This is a genomic window from Spartinivicinus marinus (genome assembly GCF_026309355.1).
GTDB classification, from domain to species: domain Bacteria; phylum Pseudomonadota; class Gammaproteobacteria; order Pseudomonadales; family Zooshikellaceae; genus Spartinivicinus; species Spartinivicinus marinus.
In genome coordinates this window covers 1,274,453-1,291,404 of record NZ_JAPJZK010000001.1, presented here as the reverse complement: position 1 = coordinate 1,291,404, position 16,952 = coordinate 1,274,453, and the positions used below count along the sequence as shown (strand labels likewise).

Below are 16,952 nucleotides of genomic sequence, written 5' to 3'. Positions count from 1 at the left end.
AACTGCTTCTAAAATAATTCTTCGCTGTGGATATTAAATTAGTCATTGTTGGTGTTTAAAATTGGAATATGATAGCTATACATCGCTTGTGGTAAATGTCGGTGGGTATAGTTGTGCTGGTAAGCAAGCACAAAACCAGGATGCCTTTGCAGCATTAAGCCCAACCAATAGTGATAAATATTACAAAGGGGTTGTGGGTTGTATTGCAGATGGTGCTAGCGGTTGTGCTCAGGCAAAACTGGCGAGTCAATTGGCAGTGACGCAGTTTATTGAAGATTACTATTGTACACCAGCAAGTTGGCCGGTTAAGACAGCAGGAGCTAAAGTATTATCAGCATTAAATCATTGGCTGTACCATCATAGCCAACAACATACACACAATCAGGCTTTGCTAACCACCTTTACCGCAGTGGTGATTAAGTCTACAACAGCTTACTTATTTCATGCGGGAGATTCTAGGCTATATCATATTCGTCAACAGCAGGTTGAACAGCTAACGCGTGACCATCGCTTATTTCAGGGAAAGCAGAGTTATCTTAGTCAAGCAATGGGGGCTGCTTTACATATTGAAATGGACTACCAGCAGCTTGACGTACAACAAGGTGATATTTTTATCCTGACGACAGACGGTGTACATGATGTATTAACGGAGCAAATGCTAGTTCAACACTTGAGCCAAACAGAGTATAGCTTGGAAGTTCAAGCGAAAAATATTGTCCAACAGGCATTAGCACAGGGGAGTAGTGATAACCTAAGTTGCTTATTATTACAGGTTGCTCAGCTACCGAATGAAAATCTTAGTGAAGCTCAAAATAAACTACAGCAACAAGTGATTCCGCCAGTTTTGCAGCCAGGGATGAAAATTGACGGCTATGAAGTAAAATCACTGTTGCATAATAGCTCGCGTAGTCACTTATATCTGGTGCAATCACTACAAACTGATGAAAAATGCGTATTAAAAGCACCTTCTCTTAATTTTGCAGAAGACATCCAATACCTTGAAAACTTTGCTCGTGAACAGTGGGTGGCGAGACGTATTAACCACCCAAACTTAATAAAAGGTCTGACTAAACCTGACAGTAGCCAATTTCAGTATTTACTTTATGAATATGTTGAAGGGCAAACACTACGACAGTGGATGTACGATAATCCTAAGCCTACTCTTGAACAGGTCAGGCAGTTGGCAAAATCAATTATAAAGCCGTTACGGGCTTTACAACGGTTGCATATGGTGCATAGGGATTTAAAACCAGACAATATCATGCTGGACCAGCAAGGGGAGATAAAGCTAATTGATTTAGGTGCCATAGCTGTTAAAGGATTAACGGAATTGGGAGCTTTCAATAATGCTGAAAAAGAATATCCTCAAGGCTCAGCAGATTATATAGCACCAGAATATTTACTAGATAACAGTTATAGCTACTTAACAGACTTATTTTCTTTAGCTGTAATGGTTTATGAAATACTAACAGGCGAACTACCCTTTAAAATAGCCAAGTATCCTTATCAAAAACCAAAAAACTACCAAGCCTGGCAATATCGTTCTCTTCGTGAAAAAAGAGTTGATATTCCCCTGTGGTTTGACTTAGCTTTAAAAAAAGCATTATCCCCTAACCCTGCCAAACGCTACCAATCATTTTCAGAGTTTTACCACGACTTATGTACACCTAATCGTTCCCTGATTTCACAACATCAGCAACAGCCATTGATAAAACGCTACCCAGTACGATTCTGGCAGGTACTATCATCCGTTTTGTTTATTTTGTTGGTGGCGCAGGTTGTTAGTTGAGAAATTTCCTCAAGATGTGTAAAGCACCATCGACACCCTCTCTCTTAAACTATCACACCTTTATTGTTTACTCCTAAAGTCATCTCTTCGTTATTTTGTTAGCACTATCGTTTAAGTTGTTTGGTTAATAAATAGCTAACTTAGATAGTGAGCAGCTTCTTCTTTCTTTTGTGATACATGTTGCATTATACTTGGTTCCATTTTTTACAACTGTCGTTTATCTAACCTGACTTAGAAGACAGGCTTTGTAAAACATGTGGTGTATCAGGCTAGTATCGACATACACGGTAGTGAAAGTATAGTTTTAACTGGGAAGTACATGAAAAAAAACCAGCTCTCTTTGTTTGTTTTAGCGTCAACCATAGGAGTGGTTACGCCTTATACAACAGCCGCAATCAAGTCTTATAGCTACGATGAGAATGGGCGGCTGACTAACTCAACACTAGATAACACCTCGTCGTATGATTATGTATACGACACAATGGGTAATCAGTTAATAAAATACGTACTATCTGATCAGGCAAGTTATCAAAAGCCTGATTTAGCGATAACGTATCCTGAAGCACTCAATAAACCAGTTAATCCAGATAGCCCCATTTTAAGCTGGAATATTGGCGATGTTAACACACCAGTTGTATACGATTTATACTTAAGCCAAGAAAATCCACCTAAAATTTATCGAAAGGGTTTAACTGCTACGGAATTAAGGCTTGAGTATTTAAATTCAAGCACTGATTATTATTGGAAGGTAGTAGCAAGGGATCAACATAATACAGTTGTAGCTGAAACAGACGTTATTAAGCTAACTACAAAAAATACCCCCCCTACTGTTCCGGTCCCTGCGCTTCATACTGAAGGACAAACTGTTAGCTTAGATGATTATACTTTGGCCTGGCAGGCTTCTACTGATTCAGATCCAGGAGATTATGTAGTTGGATATGATGTTTATTTCAGTGAAGCTGGAAAGCCACTTTCAAAAGTTGCTGAAAACATTAAAGGCACCAGTTATGTCTTAACTAAATCATTATCAGCTGATAATGCTTATCAGTGGAAAATTGTTGCTAAAGATAATAAACAATCAAATTCTGAAAGTAATAATTATATTTTTCAAGTAACTGACTTTGAAAATGACAAATTAAGCGGTTATTTCTGGCGTTATGAAGGGCCTGCTCGTTGGCAGCGAGTAGAAGGAAAAGGCGTTGATAACAGTACAGCATGGGCGGCAACAGGAATTAGTCATAACCAAGCAATGGAAGTATCAACCGTCGTACACTCAGTGGGTGGATTAGTGTCTTTTGAAGTAGCTACCAGTTCCGAAGGAGCAGACCGCTTACGTTTTTATATAGATGGTCAAGAAGTGGGTAATTGGAGTGATATAAAAGATTATCAACATGCGGAGTTTTTACTGTCGGCAGGTCGTCATACACTGACATGGCGTTATCAGAAGGATAGTAGCGTAGATACCGGTGAAGATACCGTTTGGGTTGATAATTTATTTATTCCTGGGCAAGTAGACCATGACCAAGATGGTGTCGTTGATGGTTGGGAGTATACCTACTTTGATTCACTAGATACTGACTTTAAACAATATGATGCTGAGTTAGATACTGACCAAGATGGACTAGCCGATATTGTTGAAGCCACAACCTTTACCAATCCTAAACAGGCGGATACAGATGGGGATGGCATGACTGATGGGTGGGAAGTATCCCATGGGTCTGACCCACGAGTAGCTGATGCTAATGATGATGCAGATGGTGATAATTTAAATAACTTTTCTGAATTTGTTTTAAGTGATGAAAATTATCCTGAGGAAGCTGATGCAGATAAGGATGGTATGCCAGATAAGTGGGAAGTGGCCCATCGTCTAAATCCAGTGGTAAAGGATAACAAAGCAGATGCAGATAACGATGGTGTGTTAAATGAAGAAGAATATGTAGCAGGGACTGATCCACAAGACAGTAGTAGCTTAAAAGCTAAAGTATTAGTTGATTTTGAAAATGAAAAATTAGGTGGCTATTTCTGGCGTTATGAAGGGCCTGCTCGTTGGCAGCGAGTAGAAGGAAAAGGCGTTGATAACAGTACAGCATGGGCGGCAACAGGAATTAGTCATAACCAAGCAATGGAAGTATCAACCGTCGTACACTCAGTGGGTGGATTAGTGTCCTTTGAAGTAGCTACCAGTTCCGAAGGAGCAGACCGCTTACGTTTTTATATAGATGGTCAAGAAGTGGGTAATTGGAGTGATATAAAAGATTATCAGCATGCGGAGTTTTTACTGTCGGCAGGTCGTCATACACTGACATGGCGTTATCAGAAGGATAGTAGCGTAGATACCGGTGAAGATACCGTTTGGGTTGATAATTTATTTATTCCTGGGCAAGTAGACCATGACCAAGATGGTGTCGTTGATGGTTGGGAGTATACCTACTTTGATTCACTAGATACTGACTTTAAACAATATGATGCTGAGTTAGATACTGACCAAGATGGACTAGCCGATATTGTTGAAGCCACAACCTTTACCAATCCTAAACAGGCGGATACAGATGGGGATGGCATGACTGATGGGTGGGAAGTATCCCATGGGTCTGACCCACGAGTAGCTGATGCTAATGATGATGCAGATGGTGATAATTTAAATAACTTTTCTGAATTTGTTTTAAGTGATGAAAATTATCCTGAGGAAGCTGATGCAGATAAGGATGGTATGCCAGATAAGTGGGAAGTGGCCCATCGTCTAAATCCAGTGGTAAAGGATAACAAAGCAGATGCAGATAACGATGGTGTGTTAAATGAAGAAGAATATGTAGCAGGGACTGATCCACAAGACAGTAGTAGCTTAAAAGCTAAAGTATTAGTTGATTTTGAAAATGAAAAATTAGGTGGCTATTTCTGGCGTTATGAAGGGCCTGCTCGTTGGCAGCGAGTAGAAGGAAAAGGCGTTGATAACAGTACAGCATGGGCGGCAACAGGAATTAGTCATAACCAAGCAATGGAAGTATCAACCGTCGTACACTCAGTGGGTGGATTAGTGTCCTTTGAAGTAGCTACCAGTTCCGAAGGAGCAGACCGCTTACGTTTTTATATAGATGGTCAAGAAGTGGGTAATTGGAGTGATATAAAAGATTATCAGCATGCGGAGTTTTTACTGTCGGCAGGTCGTCATACACTGACATGGCGTTATCAGAAGGATAGTAGCGTAGATACCGGTGAAGATACCGTTTGGGTTGATAATTTATTTATTCCTGGGCAAGTAGACCATGACCAAGATGGTGTCGTTGATGGTTGGGAGTATACCTACTTTGATTCACTAGATACTGACTTTAAACAATATGATGCTGAGTTAGATACTGACCAAGATGGACTAGCCGATATTGTTGAAGCCACAACCTTTACCAATCCTAAACAGGCGGATACAGATGGGGATGGCATGACTGATGGGTGGGAAGTATCCCATGGGTCTGACCCACGAGTAGCTGATGCTAATGATGATGCAGATGGTGATAATTTAAATAACTTTTCTGAATTTGTTTTAAGTGATGAAAATTATCCTGAGGAAGCTGATGCAGATAAGGATGGTATGCCAGATAAGTGGGAAGTGGCCCATCGTCTAAATCCAGTGGTAAAGGATAACAAAGCAGATGCAGATAACGATGGTGTGTTAAATGAAGAAGAATATGTAGCAGGGACTGATCCACAAGACAGTAGTAGCTTAAAAGCTAAAGTATTAGTTGATTTTGAAAATGAAAAATTAGGTGGCTATTTCTGGCGTTATGAAGGGCCTGCTCGTTGGCAGCGAGTAGAAGGAAAAGGCGTTGATAACAGTACAGCATGGGCGGCAACAGGAATTAGTCATAACCAAGCAATGGAAGTATCAACCGTCGTACACTCAGTGGGTGGATTAGTGTCCTTTGAAGTAGCTACCAGTTCCGAAGGAGCAGACCGCTTACGTTTTTATATAGATGGTCAAGAAGTGGGTAATTGGAGTGATATAAAAGATTATCAGCATGCGGAGTTTTTACTGTCGGCAGGTCGTCATACACTGACATGGCGTTATCAGAAGGATAGTAGCGTAGATACCGGTGAAGATACCGTTTGGGTTGATAATTTATTTATTCCTGGGCAAGTAGACCATGACCAAGATGGTGTCGTTGATGGTTGGGAATACCACTACTTCAACACCCTAGACCACGATCTCAACCAAGACTCTGACGAAGATGGTGTGTCAGATTTTGATGAATTTAAAGCTGGCACTAACCCTAAAGAACCTAACTAGCACTAATTAATGACCCTTTATTTTCAGGCTTTGCTTTAATAGAGCATTGCCTGAGCTTTTTTGATTTATTTTTTATTTATTGCTTTCCGAGGATGTAATGGAAAAAACACCTTCAACTAAAACAAGGAAACGCCTGTCGCTTAAGGCAGGTGCCTTTGCTTTATTATCGTTATTATCAACATCACTTTTTGCAAATAATAATAGTGATGATTTAGCCGTAGAGCTTACAGTTAAACCACTGGATTTATCACGTACACCGACTCGTGAAGAATTAATGCAAGCGGGGCAGTTAGGTGGTCAATTGGTGCCTACCAGCCCTTTAAATTTTAATCCTGAAAATAAAGATCAACCTTCACGCTCTCGTCGTCGCAAGCGGTCATTAGACCCTGATGATGAAGTACGGGCGATGTTTGCAGATTTTGGTGCGGCAATTCAAGCGTGGAATCGGCACGATTATAAAGAAGCTTATCAATTATTTGATCAATATCAGGAACGTTATCCTAATAGCCCTTGGGCAGGTGAAGCTGTTTTACACATGGGCTGCGAGGCTCGTTATAACGGTCGTTATAAAGAAGCAGCAAATCACTTTACCCAATTAATTAGTCAATATCGTGGCCAAGACTATGTTGGGGCGCGTTGGTTAGGTGATAAAGCATTAAGTCGTTTAGCGGTATTAAAAGTACTCGAAAATAATATTGAAGATGCCATTAAATTATTTGGCGAATTAAAACAAACCAGTGTGGATTGGCGAATTAGAACGTACGCCGCTAACTGGATTCAGCGACTATCACGCCAACAATCGGAGCGTTTAGCACTATTAGACTGTGGTACTCGTGCATTAGCCCATCTATTAGAAAAAGATGGTAAAAACACTGCAGCCAAAGATGTATTAGCCATTAAACCGGCTGACTTAAAAGGCCATAGTGTTGCTGAATTAACTGATCTTGCTAAAAAGCATGGCTATGACGTCTCTGCAAGAGCATTATCTATTGACGACTTAAGTCGTATTCCTTTACCGGCGGTGGTGCAAATTGATCGCTCTGGTAACAGTGCGGGTCATTATTGGATTTTAGAAACTGTCACTGACACTGAAGTAACATTATACGACCCCCAAATGAACCGGCGTTTTTTCCAATCCTTAACGGAATTTGATTCAGAGTGGGCGGGTAATACGTTAGTGTTTGGGGGCAATAACCTGCCTGGTGAAGCCTTATCAGAAGAGTTAATGGCCAGTACTTTTGGTGGCTGTTGTGGTGTCCCTCGTCCAGAAGATGGCCCGGGTGAACCCGAGGACGAAGAACCAGAAGAACCAAAAGAATGCCCAGAAGGTGCTCCAATCTGGAAAGTGGATATGGTTTCAATGAACCTGTTCATGAAGGATGTTCCACTCTGGTATAAGCCTGCAATTGGCCCGCAAGTTAGAATACAGTTGAGCTATAACTCGCAAACCAGCGTGTCGAAAAATGAGCTGTTTGGTAATAAATGGACCTTTAATTACGGCTCATACATCATGATTGATCCAGGTAAATCACCGACTGTTGTGATGCCGGATGGTGCCCAGCACACTTATGTGCCTCAAGCAGATGGCAGTTATGCCCCACCTTACAATGTCTTTAATACCCTGCGTAAAATCAGTGATCACCATTTTGAGTTAGAACTACCTGGCGGGTTGACCTATGAATATAACTTGCCTGTTAGCACTGATTCCATGCAAACCTTTATGGTGGGGGTTAAAGATAAGTACGGCCAGCAATTAACGTTTAACTATAACGATGATGTTAAATTAACCACCATTACCGATGCTTTAGGACAAGTAACCAACCTCACTTACAATGAGCTTGGGTTAGTCACGCAAATCACTGACCCATTTGGACGTAAAGCAGCGTTTGAATACGACAGTAGCAAAAATCTGGTCAAACTCACCGATATGGGAGGCTATTGGACGAAGGTAGGTTACGACGAGTTTCAAGCCGAAGACAAACCTAAGGATAAATACGTTTCTTCAGTAGAAAACCCATTAGGAAAGTGGACGTTTTATGTTGAAGCAGCGGATGGCATAAACAATGGCTCTGATGCATATAACCCACCTGGCACCGCGATGTGGGATAATTATCGCATCACCATCACCGACCCGAATGGCAACAAAGAAGAATATTATTACGATGGTTACCACGGTAAAGGCTGGCATGTAGCCCCTAATAATTATGTGGAATACCAGGATGCCAACGTTAATAATTATAAATCAGCAGCAAAAACCCAGTATGAGTATTACAAACGCTCAAACAACCAAGGCCGGATCAAAAAAATTACCTACCCTGATGGTCGGGTCATTGATTACCAATATGATGAGCAAACGGGTTTAAGAAAGGCGCGGACTGAAAACGGCCAAGCTAAAACCTTCCAAAAAAACAGCCAAGGTAATGTTACTCAGCAAACCAATGCATTAGGGCAAACAGTAAAGTATGAATATGCCGCTAATGGCAAGGATGTTACTAAGGTAGAAACCCCGCAAGGCACTGTTGAGTTTCAATATAACCAACACCGCAACCCAACCTTAATTAAAGATGTTTTAGGTCGTGAAACACAGTTTACCTATAACAGCTATGGACAAGTCACGGCTATGGAAGTGGCGGGTAAACAAAAATGGGAATACACCTATAACGAAAAACACCAGCGCACCACCGTTACCTTCAACGGCCAGGTCGTTAAACAATACACCTACGACGCTATTGGGCGTATTAAGACTGAAACGGATGAAACAGGCTTCACCAAAACCTATGCCTACAATGGTTTAAACTCTACTACAACCGTCACCTACCCTGATGGAAAGCAAACGACCACCACTTATGGGCAGTGCCCAAGAATGGTCACCAGTGAAACCGATCGAGGTGGGCGGAAATACCAGTATGAATATGATCCAGCAAAGCAATTAACCAAGATCATTTCACCTGAAGGCAGCTTTACCCGGTTTGAGTATGATGCTAACGGTAACCTAATCACACTAATTGATGCGAACCATAATAAAACCCGGTTTGAATTCAATAATGCTGATCAGCTAACCGCGAAAATATTCGCTGACGACAGTCGTGTCAATTACAGCTATGAACAAGGGCAAATCAAAACTAGAACTGATGCTAGAGGTGTTGTAACCACTTATCATTACGATGATAAAAAGCGCCTGACTAAAATCACTTATTCAGACAATACCCCAGAAGTAAGCTACACCTACAATGATCAAGGGCAAGTAGCGACTATTACGGATGGTGTCGGTACACATCAGTTTACCTATACAACAGATGGCAAAGTCGCCTCATTTGATGGGCCTTGGGAAGATGACACCATTGAATACCGTTACGATACGGTTGGCGGTTTACATCAAATCATCCCCAGTAAAGGCCAGACCATTAAGCAGTATTATGATGGGATGGGGCGGCTGAAAAGTTTAGATGCTGGTGGGAGGGAATTTAACTACTATTATAGTGGCAGTAACTCAATTCCATCAGGTATTTTCTTTCCAAACAGTGTTGAAACTAAATATGAATATGATGCCGTTACTCGTTTAAAAGGCATTAGACATTATTCAGAATCAGATGACATTGTTACAAAATTTCAGTTATCTTATAACAACCAAGACTTAATTGGCCAGGTTGAGTATGAGCCACTCACTGAAGCGAATATTCAGGAAGATCAGCTTACTCAAAATCAATTTAATAATTTAAATCAGCTGATTAATCAGGCGGGTTATAAAAACAACTCTCCTGCTTACGACAAGTCAGGTAATTTAATTAGTGGTTTAACCGTTGATGGTCATGTTTTTGCAGCCAGTTACGATGCTGAAAATCGCTTAACTGAAATTAGCTATAGAGATAACCAAGGGAAAAGCCATAAACTTGAATATAAATATGATTACAGTAATTATTTGGCTGTAATCTTACGCTATGAAAATAGCAGTCTTGTCAAAACCACTCGAATTATCCGTCATGAAAAACTAGCGTTACAAGAACGAAATGCTAGTAATGAAATTACCCGTGAATATGTCTGGGGGCTGGATGATGGTGGCGGTATAGGTGGTTTATTAAGCCTCACCCAAAACGGTCAGCATTATTATTATCTTTACGATGGTCAAGGTAATGTAGTTGGTGTTGTTGATGATAATGATGAAGTGGTTGCAGCCTATGAATATGAGCCATTTGGTCAATTAGTATCTAAAAAAGGCACCTTAGAGCAGCCGTTTGGCTTTTCCACTAAGCGTTACGATGCTGGTACGGGCCTAATTTATTACGGCTACCGTTACTATGCTCCCCATTTAAGTATCTGGACAACCCGTGATCCGTTAGCTGAAGCAGGAGGCGTTAACCTGTATCAGTTTGTTGAAAGTAACCCAGTAAATTTAATTGATCCATTAGGCTTAGCACCTGGAGATACATTTCAGACACATATAGCTGCTGAGCTTGATATGCTCAACTGGATGAAGTGGATGCTTGTTCCAACTCTAGTTGGTCTTGGAGAAACGCCAGACTACTTTATCACGGGACCATATCAAACAGAGGACGGATGTTGGACGTATGACTTTGATATTAACTGGTCAAAAGACTGGGATGATATTCTGATAGGAATAACGCCTATTGGAAAGTTAAAGTATTTAAAGCATTTAAAGAAGAAAAGTAAATCAAATACACCTGACAAATCAAATGAGCCTGAAAAGAAAAAATGCTTTATTGCTGGAACCTTAGTACATACAAAGAATGGCTTAAAGCCCATTGAAGATATTAAAGTAGGTGATTTAGTTGCTTCTAAGGACGAAAAAACAGGAGCTACAGGTTGGAAGCCGGTAGAAGCTATTTATCGAAATCCTAAACATGATGTAATTTATCTAACAGTTATAAATGAAGAGGGCAAAGAGGAAACATTAGGCACTACTTCTGAGCATCCGTTCTGGACTAGCAATAATACCTGGGCTGAAGCAGGTCAGTTACAGTTGGGTGATAAAATTCTTACTAAAGAAGATGAAGCTGTCACTGTAACGTCTATTTTACCTGATACTAAACAGTTGATGACTTATAACTTTGAAGTAGCAGATTATCATACTTACTTTGTCGGTCATGATGGAGCTTGGGTTCATAATGGTACAGGGCCAAGGAAATGTAAGAATGGAAGTGGTTCTGAAGATAAAAAAGATAAGGATTCTGATAAAAATCCTGAAGAAAGAGGAAAATCAATTAAAGAAGACCCTATGGTTGACATTAGTGATGACTCTTTAAAGAAGACCTTGAAAGATGCTGAAAATGGTGACACAGGAGCTCTTGGTGAGCTGGATGCAATTGAAAGATTTAGGAAAGAAAATAAGAAAGTTGAAGTTTTAGATGAGGTTGAGAATCAGTTAATAAACGGTAAGCCTAAAACTAATCCAGATTTTAGGGTTGATGGGGAGCTTATAGAGTTAAAAACTAGAAAGGATCCTTTGAATAACCGATATATTAAGGACCAAATTAGCAAGGCAAATAAACAAATTAAAAACTCTGGAACAGATGAAACAGGAGCATTAGAAATTCAATTAAAAGGTGATGCAGCCAGTAGTAGTTCCTTAGAGAATATTGAAAAGCAAATTAGGAGTAATTTTACATCTGAGCGGTCAACAAGTTTGAAGCGAGTTGCTGTATATAAAGATGGCAAAAAGGTTGCTGAATATACAAGAGGTGCAAATAATAGTATTGTTAAAACCGACTTATAACGAAGGATGATCATGAACAAACTATCTGTTGATACTTGGTATGCAAAAATTGGTCTAGTCAGTTGGGACTTCCAGTTAAAGTTAGATAATAAGGAACAAAATGAAAAAAAGCAGAATATTTTGTTGATGCATAAGTTTTTTCAGATAGTAAAAGAGCTAGGTGATTTTGCATCACCTAGTTTGATTTCATTTACAACAACTTCGCAAGGCGACGATACCAAAGTATTTGATAGCTACAGTGAAAGTGAAGTACTGGGATACTTTCGTAATTGCGATGATATAGAAGAAGTCAATATTGATCTGGATTTAAACTGTATATCGTCGAATGATGAGGATTGCGAGATAAAGCAAGGTGCTACACTTTGGTTGCAATACGAAAAGGAAACAGAAAGGGTGTCGCCAGTTAGGTTGGTTGTTGTATTACATGTTGACTTATATTCGCCAGTTACTAAAGGCAAATACAGAGACAATGAAGAGCTAGCTAGTAAGAATGGACCTAGATTAACGTCTTTCTTATCTAGAATTGTTGCTAACCTTAATGGGCAGTTAATGGATATTGATGCCCCTGGCTATTCAGAAGTTGTTAATGAATATGGTTTTATTTCTAAATAATTTGCTTTTAGAAGATGTAACTAAAATGAGATGCATTGATATTAATGTCTAGGCAAGTGAGCATTGATATAACTCTGGTTTCAAAAGAAACCAGAGTTAATATTATTAAACGATTAATTAGCAATGGTTGGACGTTTAGCTATTATGGAGAAGTATCTTACTTACCAATAGGTGATGAGGATTTTGACTGGTGTTATGAACGGTTAAATAATAAGCAGACGTTAAAACTTCTTTCTGAGAAGGAAGAAGCTGAAGAGTTAATTGGTGTTGTATTAACTTGGCAGAATACTGATGTTGGTGGAGAGATACTATTTAATCTAGATCTTAGTATGTCATTCGTGGTTTCAATAAACCGAAAAACCATAGGCAATTGTAATAGCGTGACAGATATGAATTGGTATTTGACCAAAATAATTCCATTTTTAGAAAGTGCAAACACTAAAGTGGAGTGCATTAATTTTGAAGAGTATATTTGATTTTAATGGTTTGATTAAATATTCAGGCTAGCCATGCAGGTTAATTTAGAAAGCCTTGTCCATGTAAGTAAAATACTTCACTGATTATCGCAAAGGCTAACAGATATGGTGTAACAGGGTGTTCTGTAGCTGCGATAGGGATATCGCTTTAGCTCTTGATGGGCCAGGGATGGCACTTCAAGAGCGGTGGAAGAATATCCTGTTATTCCATATCGGACACTAGACTTATTTTCAATACCCGTGATGGAGAGAAGGTGTTAAATTAAACAACAAACAGTTATGCTAAACAATAAATGAAAGCCAGTTATCAGGGTACAATCTGTAACTCTAAAACTGACTAAAATCCGCTGGTCGTTTTTGCAGAAAGGCTTTCATCGCTTCGGCTGCTTCTGGCGAACTCAGTCGTTTAATAAATTCTGCGCCTTCTTGTTTCATTACTTCAATTAGCTTTTCTTTGATGGGTTGCTTCAACAGTCGTTTACTTAATTGCACAGCGCCAGGGGCTAGTGCTGCTAATTGATTTGCTTGGTCTACTGCGTGGTTAACTAATTGGCCTGAAGCGATTTGGGCACTGGCAATGCCTAGGTTAACAGCTTCTTCTGAACCAAACTTTTTGCTGGTTAGCAGTAGTTCTGCTGCTTTTCGTTGTCCCACTAATCGTGGTAATAACCAGGTAGCTCCACCTTCTGGACAAAGTGCTAACTTAACAAAGGGCATTTGTAGTTGGGCATTATCACCCACGTAAACAAAGTCACAATGCAGTAGCATGGTGGTACCAATTCCTACCGCAGGGCCATCAACGGCGGCAATAAGAGGCTTTTCTAATTCAACTAAGGCCTGTAAAAAGTGAAATACAGGGCTGTCGGTTCCGGTTGGTGGGCGCTGCATAAAGTCATGAATGTCATTGCCGCTGGTGAAGCAGCTGGGGTGCCCTTCAATCACTACCACTCGTATTTCACTGTTTTGATTAGCATTAACCATCGCCTCTGCTAAGGTGCTGTACATTTGGTTGGTTAGCGCATTCTTTTTATCAGGACGATTGATTTTTAACCGCAGTACGCGGTCTTTTTGGTTAACTATCACTAAGTCAGGCACGTTATTTGCTCCTCTTGTGCACCGGCTATTGGTTACACCGATAATCATCTATTTATAATAGACTATATTAAACGTTTGTTTGAAATTAGGCTAGATTCTAAAGAGTGTCAATAGTTTGAAAATTTGGTCGTTAATTGACCGGTAGTCAACTGGCTGGCGTTGAAAATAAGAGAATCGCGTATCCAAAAAAAGAAGTCAGTGAATAAAAATCACTAATCATAAATTCGATAGAAAAAAGCAACTATTTATGATTGACTGGCCACAAGTAAACAACTGAAGTATGTTTTTTATGGCGAATTTTAATACACATATTAATGTAGCAGCAACTTGTGGTGGGATTGTAGCCATTGCGGGTTTAGGTGAAGGGATTTTAACTGTTTCGCAGGCGTTGGTTGCTTGGATATTAATTTCTATTGGAGGCATATTGCCGGATGTAGATTCTGATCATGCTAAACCGGTAAAAGCTTTATTTACTGCGTTGGCGGCGGGAGCTGTCGTTTTGGTAGTAACTCACATGCAGCCTATGCCTCCAACACCTGTTTTATTAGTAGTAGGAATATCGGTTTATTTAGTAGTGAGAATATTGGGATATAAAGTCTTTGCTCAATTTAGTGCTCATCGTGGTATTTATCACTCGCTATTGGCGGGTGCCTTATTTATGGCGGCAACAATTGTCCTATGTCACGAGGTATTGGCAACAAATGCCGTATTAGCCTGGGGTTGTGGGGTAGCGGTTGCCCTTGGCTTTTTGATTCATTTGATTTTAGATGAAATCTATAGTGTTGATTTGGTTGGAGCTAGAATAAAACGCTCATTTGGTACGGCAATTAAACCAATTGACTTTAGAAACCCTTTCAACTCATTGGTGATGGGGGGCATTGTGGTAGGGTTATTTTTTCTAGCCCCATCGCCAGAACCATTCGCAAGGTGGTTTAGTACTCACTGGATAGAGCGCTTAATCTAGGGGGGGGGATATCACAGTGGTTGGGGCTCATGAGAAATAAACGGCATCATTTGAATCTGGCTATCGGGATGAGATCCTTTCATCAAATGCTGGCTGGCCAACTTAATCATACTAGCAAAGCCTGTTAGATAAATATTCTGATGTTTTAATTGAGGGGTTTGTTCGATCACTTCAATTAAACCATCTACTGACAAAGAAATAACTTGCTGAAAACTAAACTGATAAAACTGGTTGGCCAGCTCGGTTAAAACTGTTTTCCAGTATAGTTCTTGAGTATTTGATGCCCAGTGTATGAGTCTAATATTACCTCGATAACCTGTTTCCAGCTTTTCCTTTGCAATTAATAAAGCACTGCCTAAACCAGCTTCAGCTGCAATAAATAATATTGGTTGTTGGCTAGAGGTTTCTACTAAATGGTCTTTGCCTTGTAAATCGCTTATGAATAAGGAATCACCTGGCTTGGCATCATCATGCACCCAGCGACTGAACTCTCCACCAACTACTCGCTGAATATGGAATCTCAACTGAGTGGGTTCAGAGTCAACGGCTAAAGCATAAGGTCGGGCAAGGGTTTGCCCTAACCATAAGGTAAGATATTGGCCTATCTGAAACCGAACCGGGCGGAGGGTGGCTAGGGTTAGTTCTTTAATGGTAGGTGTGAGTGAAGTGATGTTGCTGACAATTGCTTGTTGTTGTTCTTGTTGACGGTTAATTAAAGTGACGCTGATATCCTGGGTAGGGTAGCACTGACAGGCAAGAAATAATTGCTTTGCCAACTGTTCCTGGCTTAGTCCTACCTGAGAGGAAGGCGGGGGAGTGCCGGTGGTCATTTTCATTAAGCAAGAGTGGCAAACCCCTGCCCAGCATGAATTTGGTACTTTTACACCTGCTTCTAATAATGTTTCGAGCACACTTTTGTGCTCTTTTACAGGGATGTTTGTTTGTTCATAGTGAATGCTAGCCATCAGTTACTATACCCTTGGCTAAACCCGCCTTAATTGGTTACTTTTTCCACTATCTATAGAGTAGTGTACCTGAGTTTTACTGTGTTAATCTTATGTTTTTAATTTAGGGCAGCTCTAATAATTGTTTTTTGCTTTTGGCCTTCTTTTTAAAGGTGCCCTTTAGAGCCTGTTGATTACTATTCAACAGCTCTAAACCACTGCTATACTCAAAATGTGGGGTATCTTCAAATTGTCATAACTTAGCAGTAAATGCAAGCAGTTGGTTAAGTATGTTGAGTAAAGCCATATTGATTTCTTTTTTTATTACCTCCAGTGTGGGGGCAGTATTCATTTTCGGTAAACCTATTTGGTATCCCTACTATATTAAACTGGTAGGGGTTCGTACGGTTAAAGATGTAATCGATCACTACCAAGAAGATACACAGAGTCGCTTAAAACCTTATTTAGATCAAGCTGGGTTTAGGCAGCTACCAGCCGCTTTAACCATGTTAGCGATTAAAGATGAAAAAAAGCTTGAGCTTTGGGGGCAACAGCATACGGGTGAATGGGTGTTTATCCGCAGTTTTCCTGTGTTAGCTGCTAGTGGTAAGTCAGGTCCAAAATTAAGAGAAGGAGACAGACAGGTTCCTGAAGGCATTTATAAAATAATAGGCTTCAATCCTAATAGTAGTTATCACCTATCCATGAAGCTTAATTACCCTAATACATTTGATTTAAAATACGCCAAACTTGAAGGAAGGCATCAACCAGGTACCAATATATTTATTCATGGTAAGGCTGCCTCAATTGGTTGTTTAGCGATAGGAGATAGAGCAATAGAAGAGTTATTTGTGTTATCCGCTTTGGTAGGTAAAGAAAATATTCAAGTGGTGATTGCGCCTTCAGATCCTAGAAAAAAACAATTGAAAGCTAATAGGCCGCTACCCTGGTGGACAAATAAATTATATCAGCAAATAAGCACAGCATTTCAACCATATTCGCATCAAAAATACAGCTTAACTCAAATATTCTAACAGTTTTTAATATGTGGCTAGGGGTAAT

The 16,952-nt window shown here is 40.0% G+C and carries 9 protein-coding genes; 7 read left to right on the top strand and 2 right to left on the bottom strand.

Annotated features, from left to right (window positions below; all coding sequences use genetic code 11):
* Positions 1–61: 61 nt before the first annotated feature.
* From OQE68_RS06010 to OQE68_RS05990, 5 genes are all read left to right on the top strand, one after another.
* Positions 62–1,789: a bifunctional protein-serine/threonine kinase/phosphatase gene (locus OQE68_RS06010; protein WP_219339973.1), complete on the top strand. Its 1,728-nt coding sequence runs from the start codon at positions 62–64 to the stop codon at positions 1,787–1,789.
* Between the two features lie 319 nt (positions 1,790–2,108).
* Entirely contained in the window at positions 2,109–6,068 is a 3,960-nt protein-coding gene (locus OQE68_RS06005) for a hypothetical protein (protein ID WP_266195550.1), read from the top strand.
* Between the two features lie 97 nt (positions 6,069–6,165).
* Complete coding sequence (locus tag OQE68_RS06000) at positions 6,166–11,799, top strand: polymorphic toxin-type HINT domain-containing protein (protein ID WP_180567784.1); 5,634 nt, start codon at positions 6,166–6,168, stop codon at positions 11,797–11,799.
* Positions 11,800–11,811: 12 nt separating this feature from the next.
* Complete coding sequence (locus tag OQE68_RS05995) at positions 11,812–12,411, top strand: hypothetical protein (protein ID WP_180567783.1); 600 nt, start codon at positions 11,812–11,814, stop codon at positions 12,409–12,411.
* A 44-nt stretch (positions 12,412–12,455) separates the two neighbouring features.
* Entirely contained in the window at positions 12,456–12,887 is a 432-nt protein-coding gene (locus OQE68_RS05990; RefSeq protein WP_180567782.1) for a hypothetical protein, read from the top strand.
* A 327-nt stretch (positions 12,888–13,214) separates the two neighbouring features.
* Here the strand turns inward: OQE68_RS05990 and OQE68_RS05985 are convergent, their stop codons facing one another.
* Complete coding sequence (locus OQE68_RS05985) at positions 13,215–13,982, bottom strand: enoyl-CoA hydratase (protein WP_180567781.1); 768 nt, start codon at positions 13,980–13,982, stop codon at positions 13,215–13,217.
* Positions 13,983–14,271: 289 nt separating this feature from the next.
* On the opposite strand from OQE68_RS05985, the gene OQE68_RS05980 reads away from it, so the two are divergent.
* Entirely contained in the window at positions 14,272–14,946 is a 675-nt protein-coding gene (locus OQE68_RS05980) for a metal-dependent hydrolase (protein ID WP_180567780.1), read from the top strand.
* A gap of 11 nt (positions 14,947–14,957) precedes the next feature.
* Here OQE68_RS05980 and OQE68_RS05975 read toward each other — a convergent pair whose 3' ends face one another.
* Entirely contained in the window at positions 14,958–15,911 is a 954-nt protein-coding gene (locus OQE68_RS05975; protein WP_180567779.1) for a 2Fe-2S iron-sulfur cluster-binding protein, read from the bottom strand.
* A gap of 269 nt (positions 15,912–16,180) precedes the next feature.
* Between OQE68_RS05975 and OQE68_RS05970 the strand changes: the two genes are divergently transcribed.
* Positions 16,181–16,924, top strand: a complete 744-nt coding sequence (locus OQE68_RS05970) for a L,D-transpeptidase family protein (RefSeq protein ID WP_180567778.1) — start codon at positions 16,181–16,183, stop codon at positions 16,922–16,924.
* The last annotated feature ends 28 nt before the right edge of the window (positions 16,925–16,952 follow it).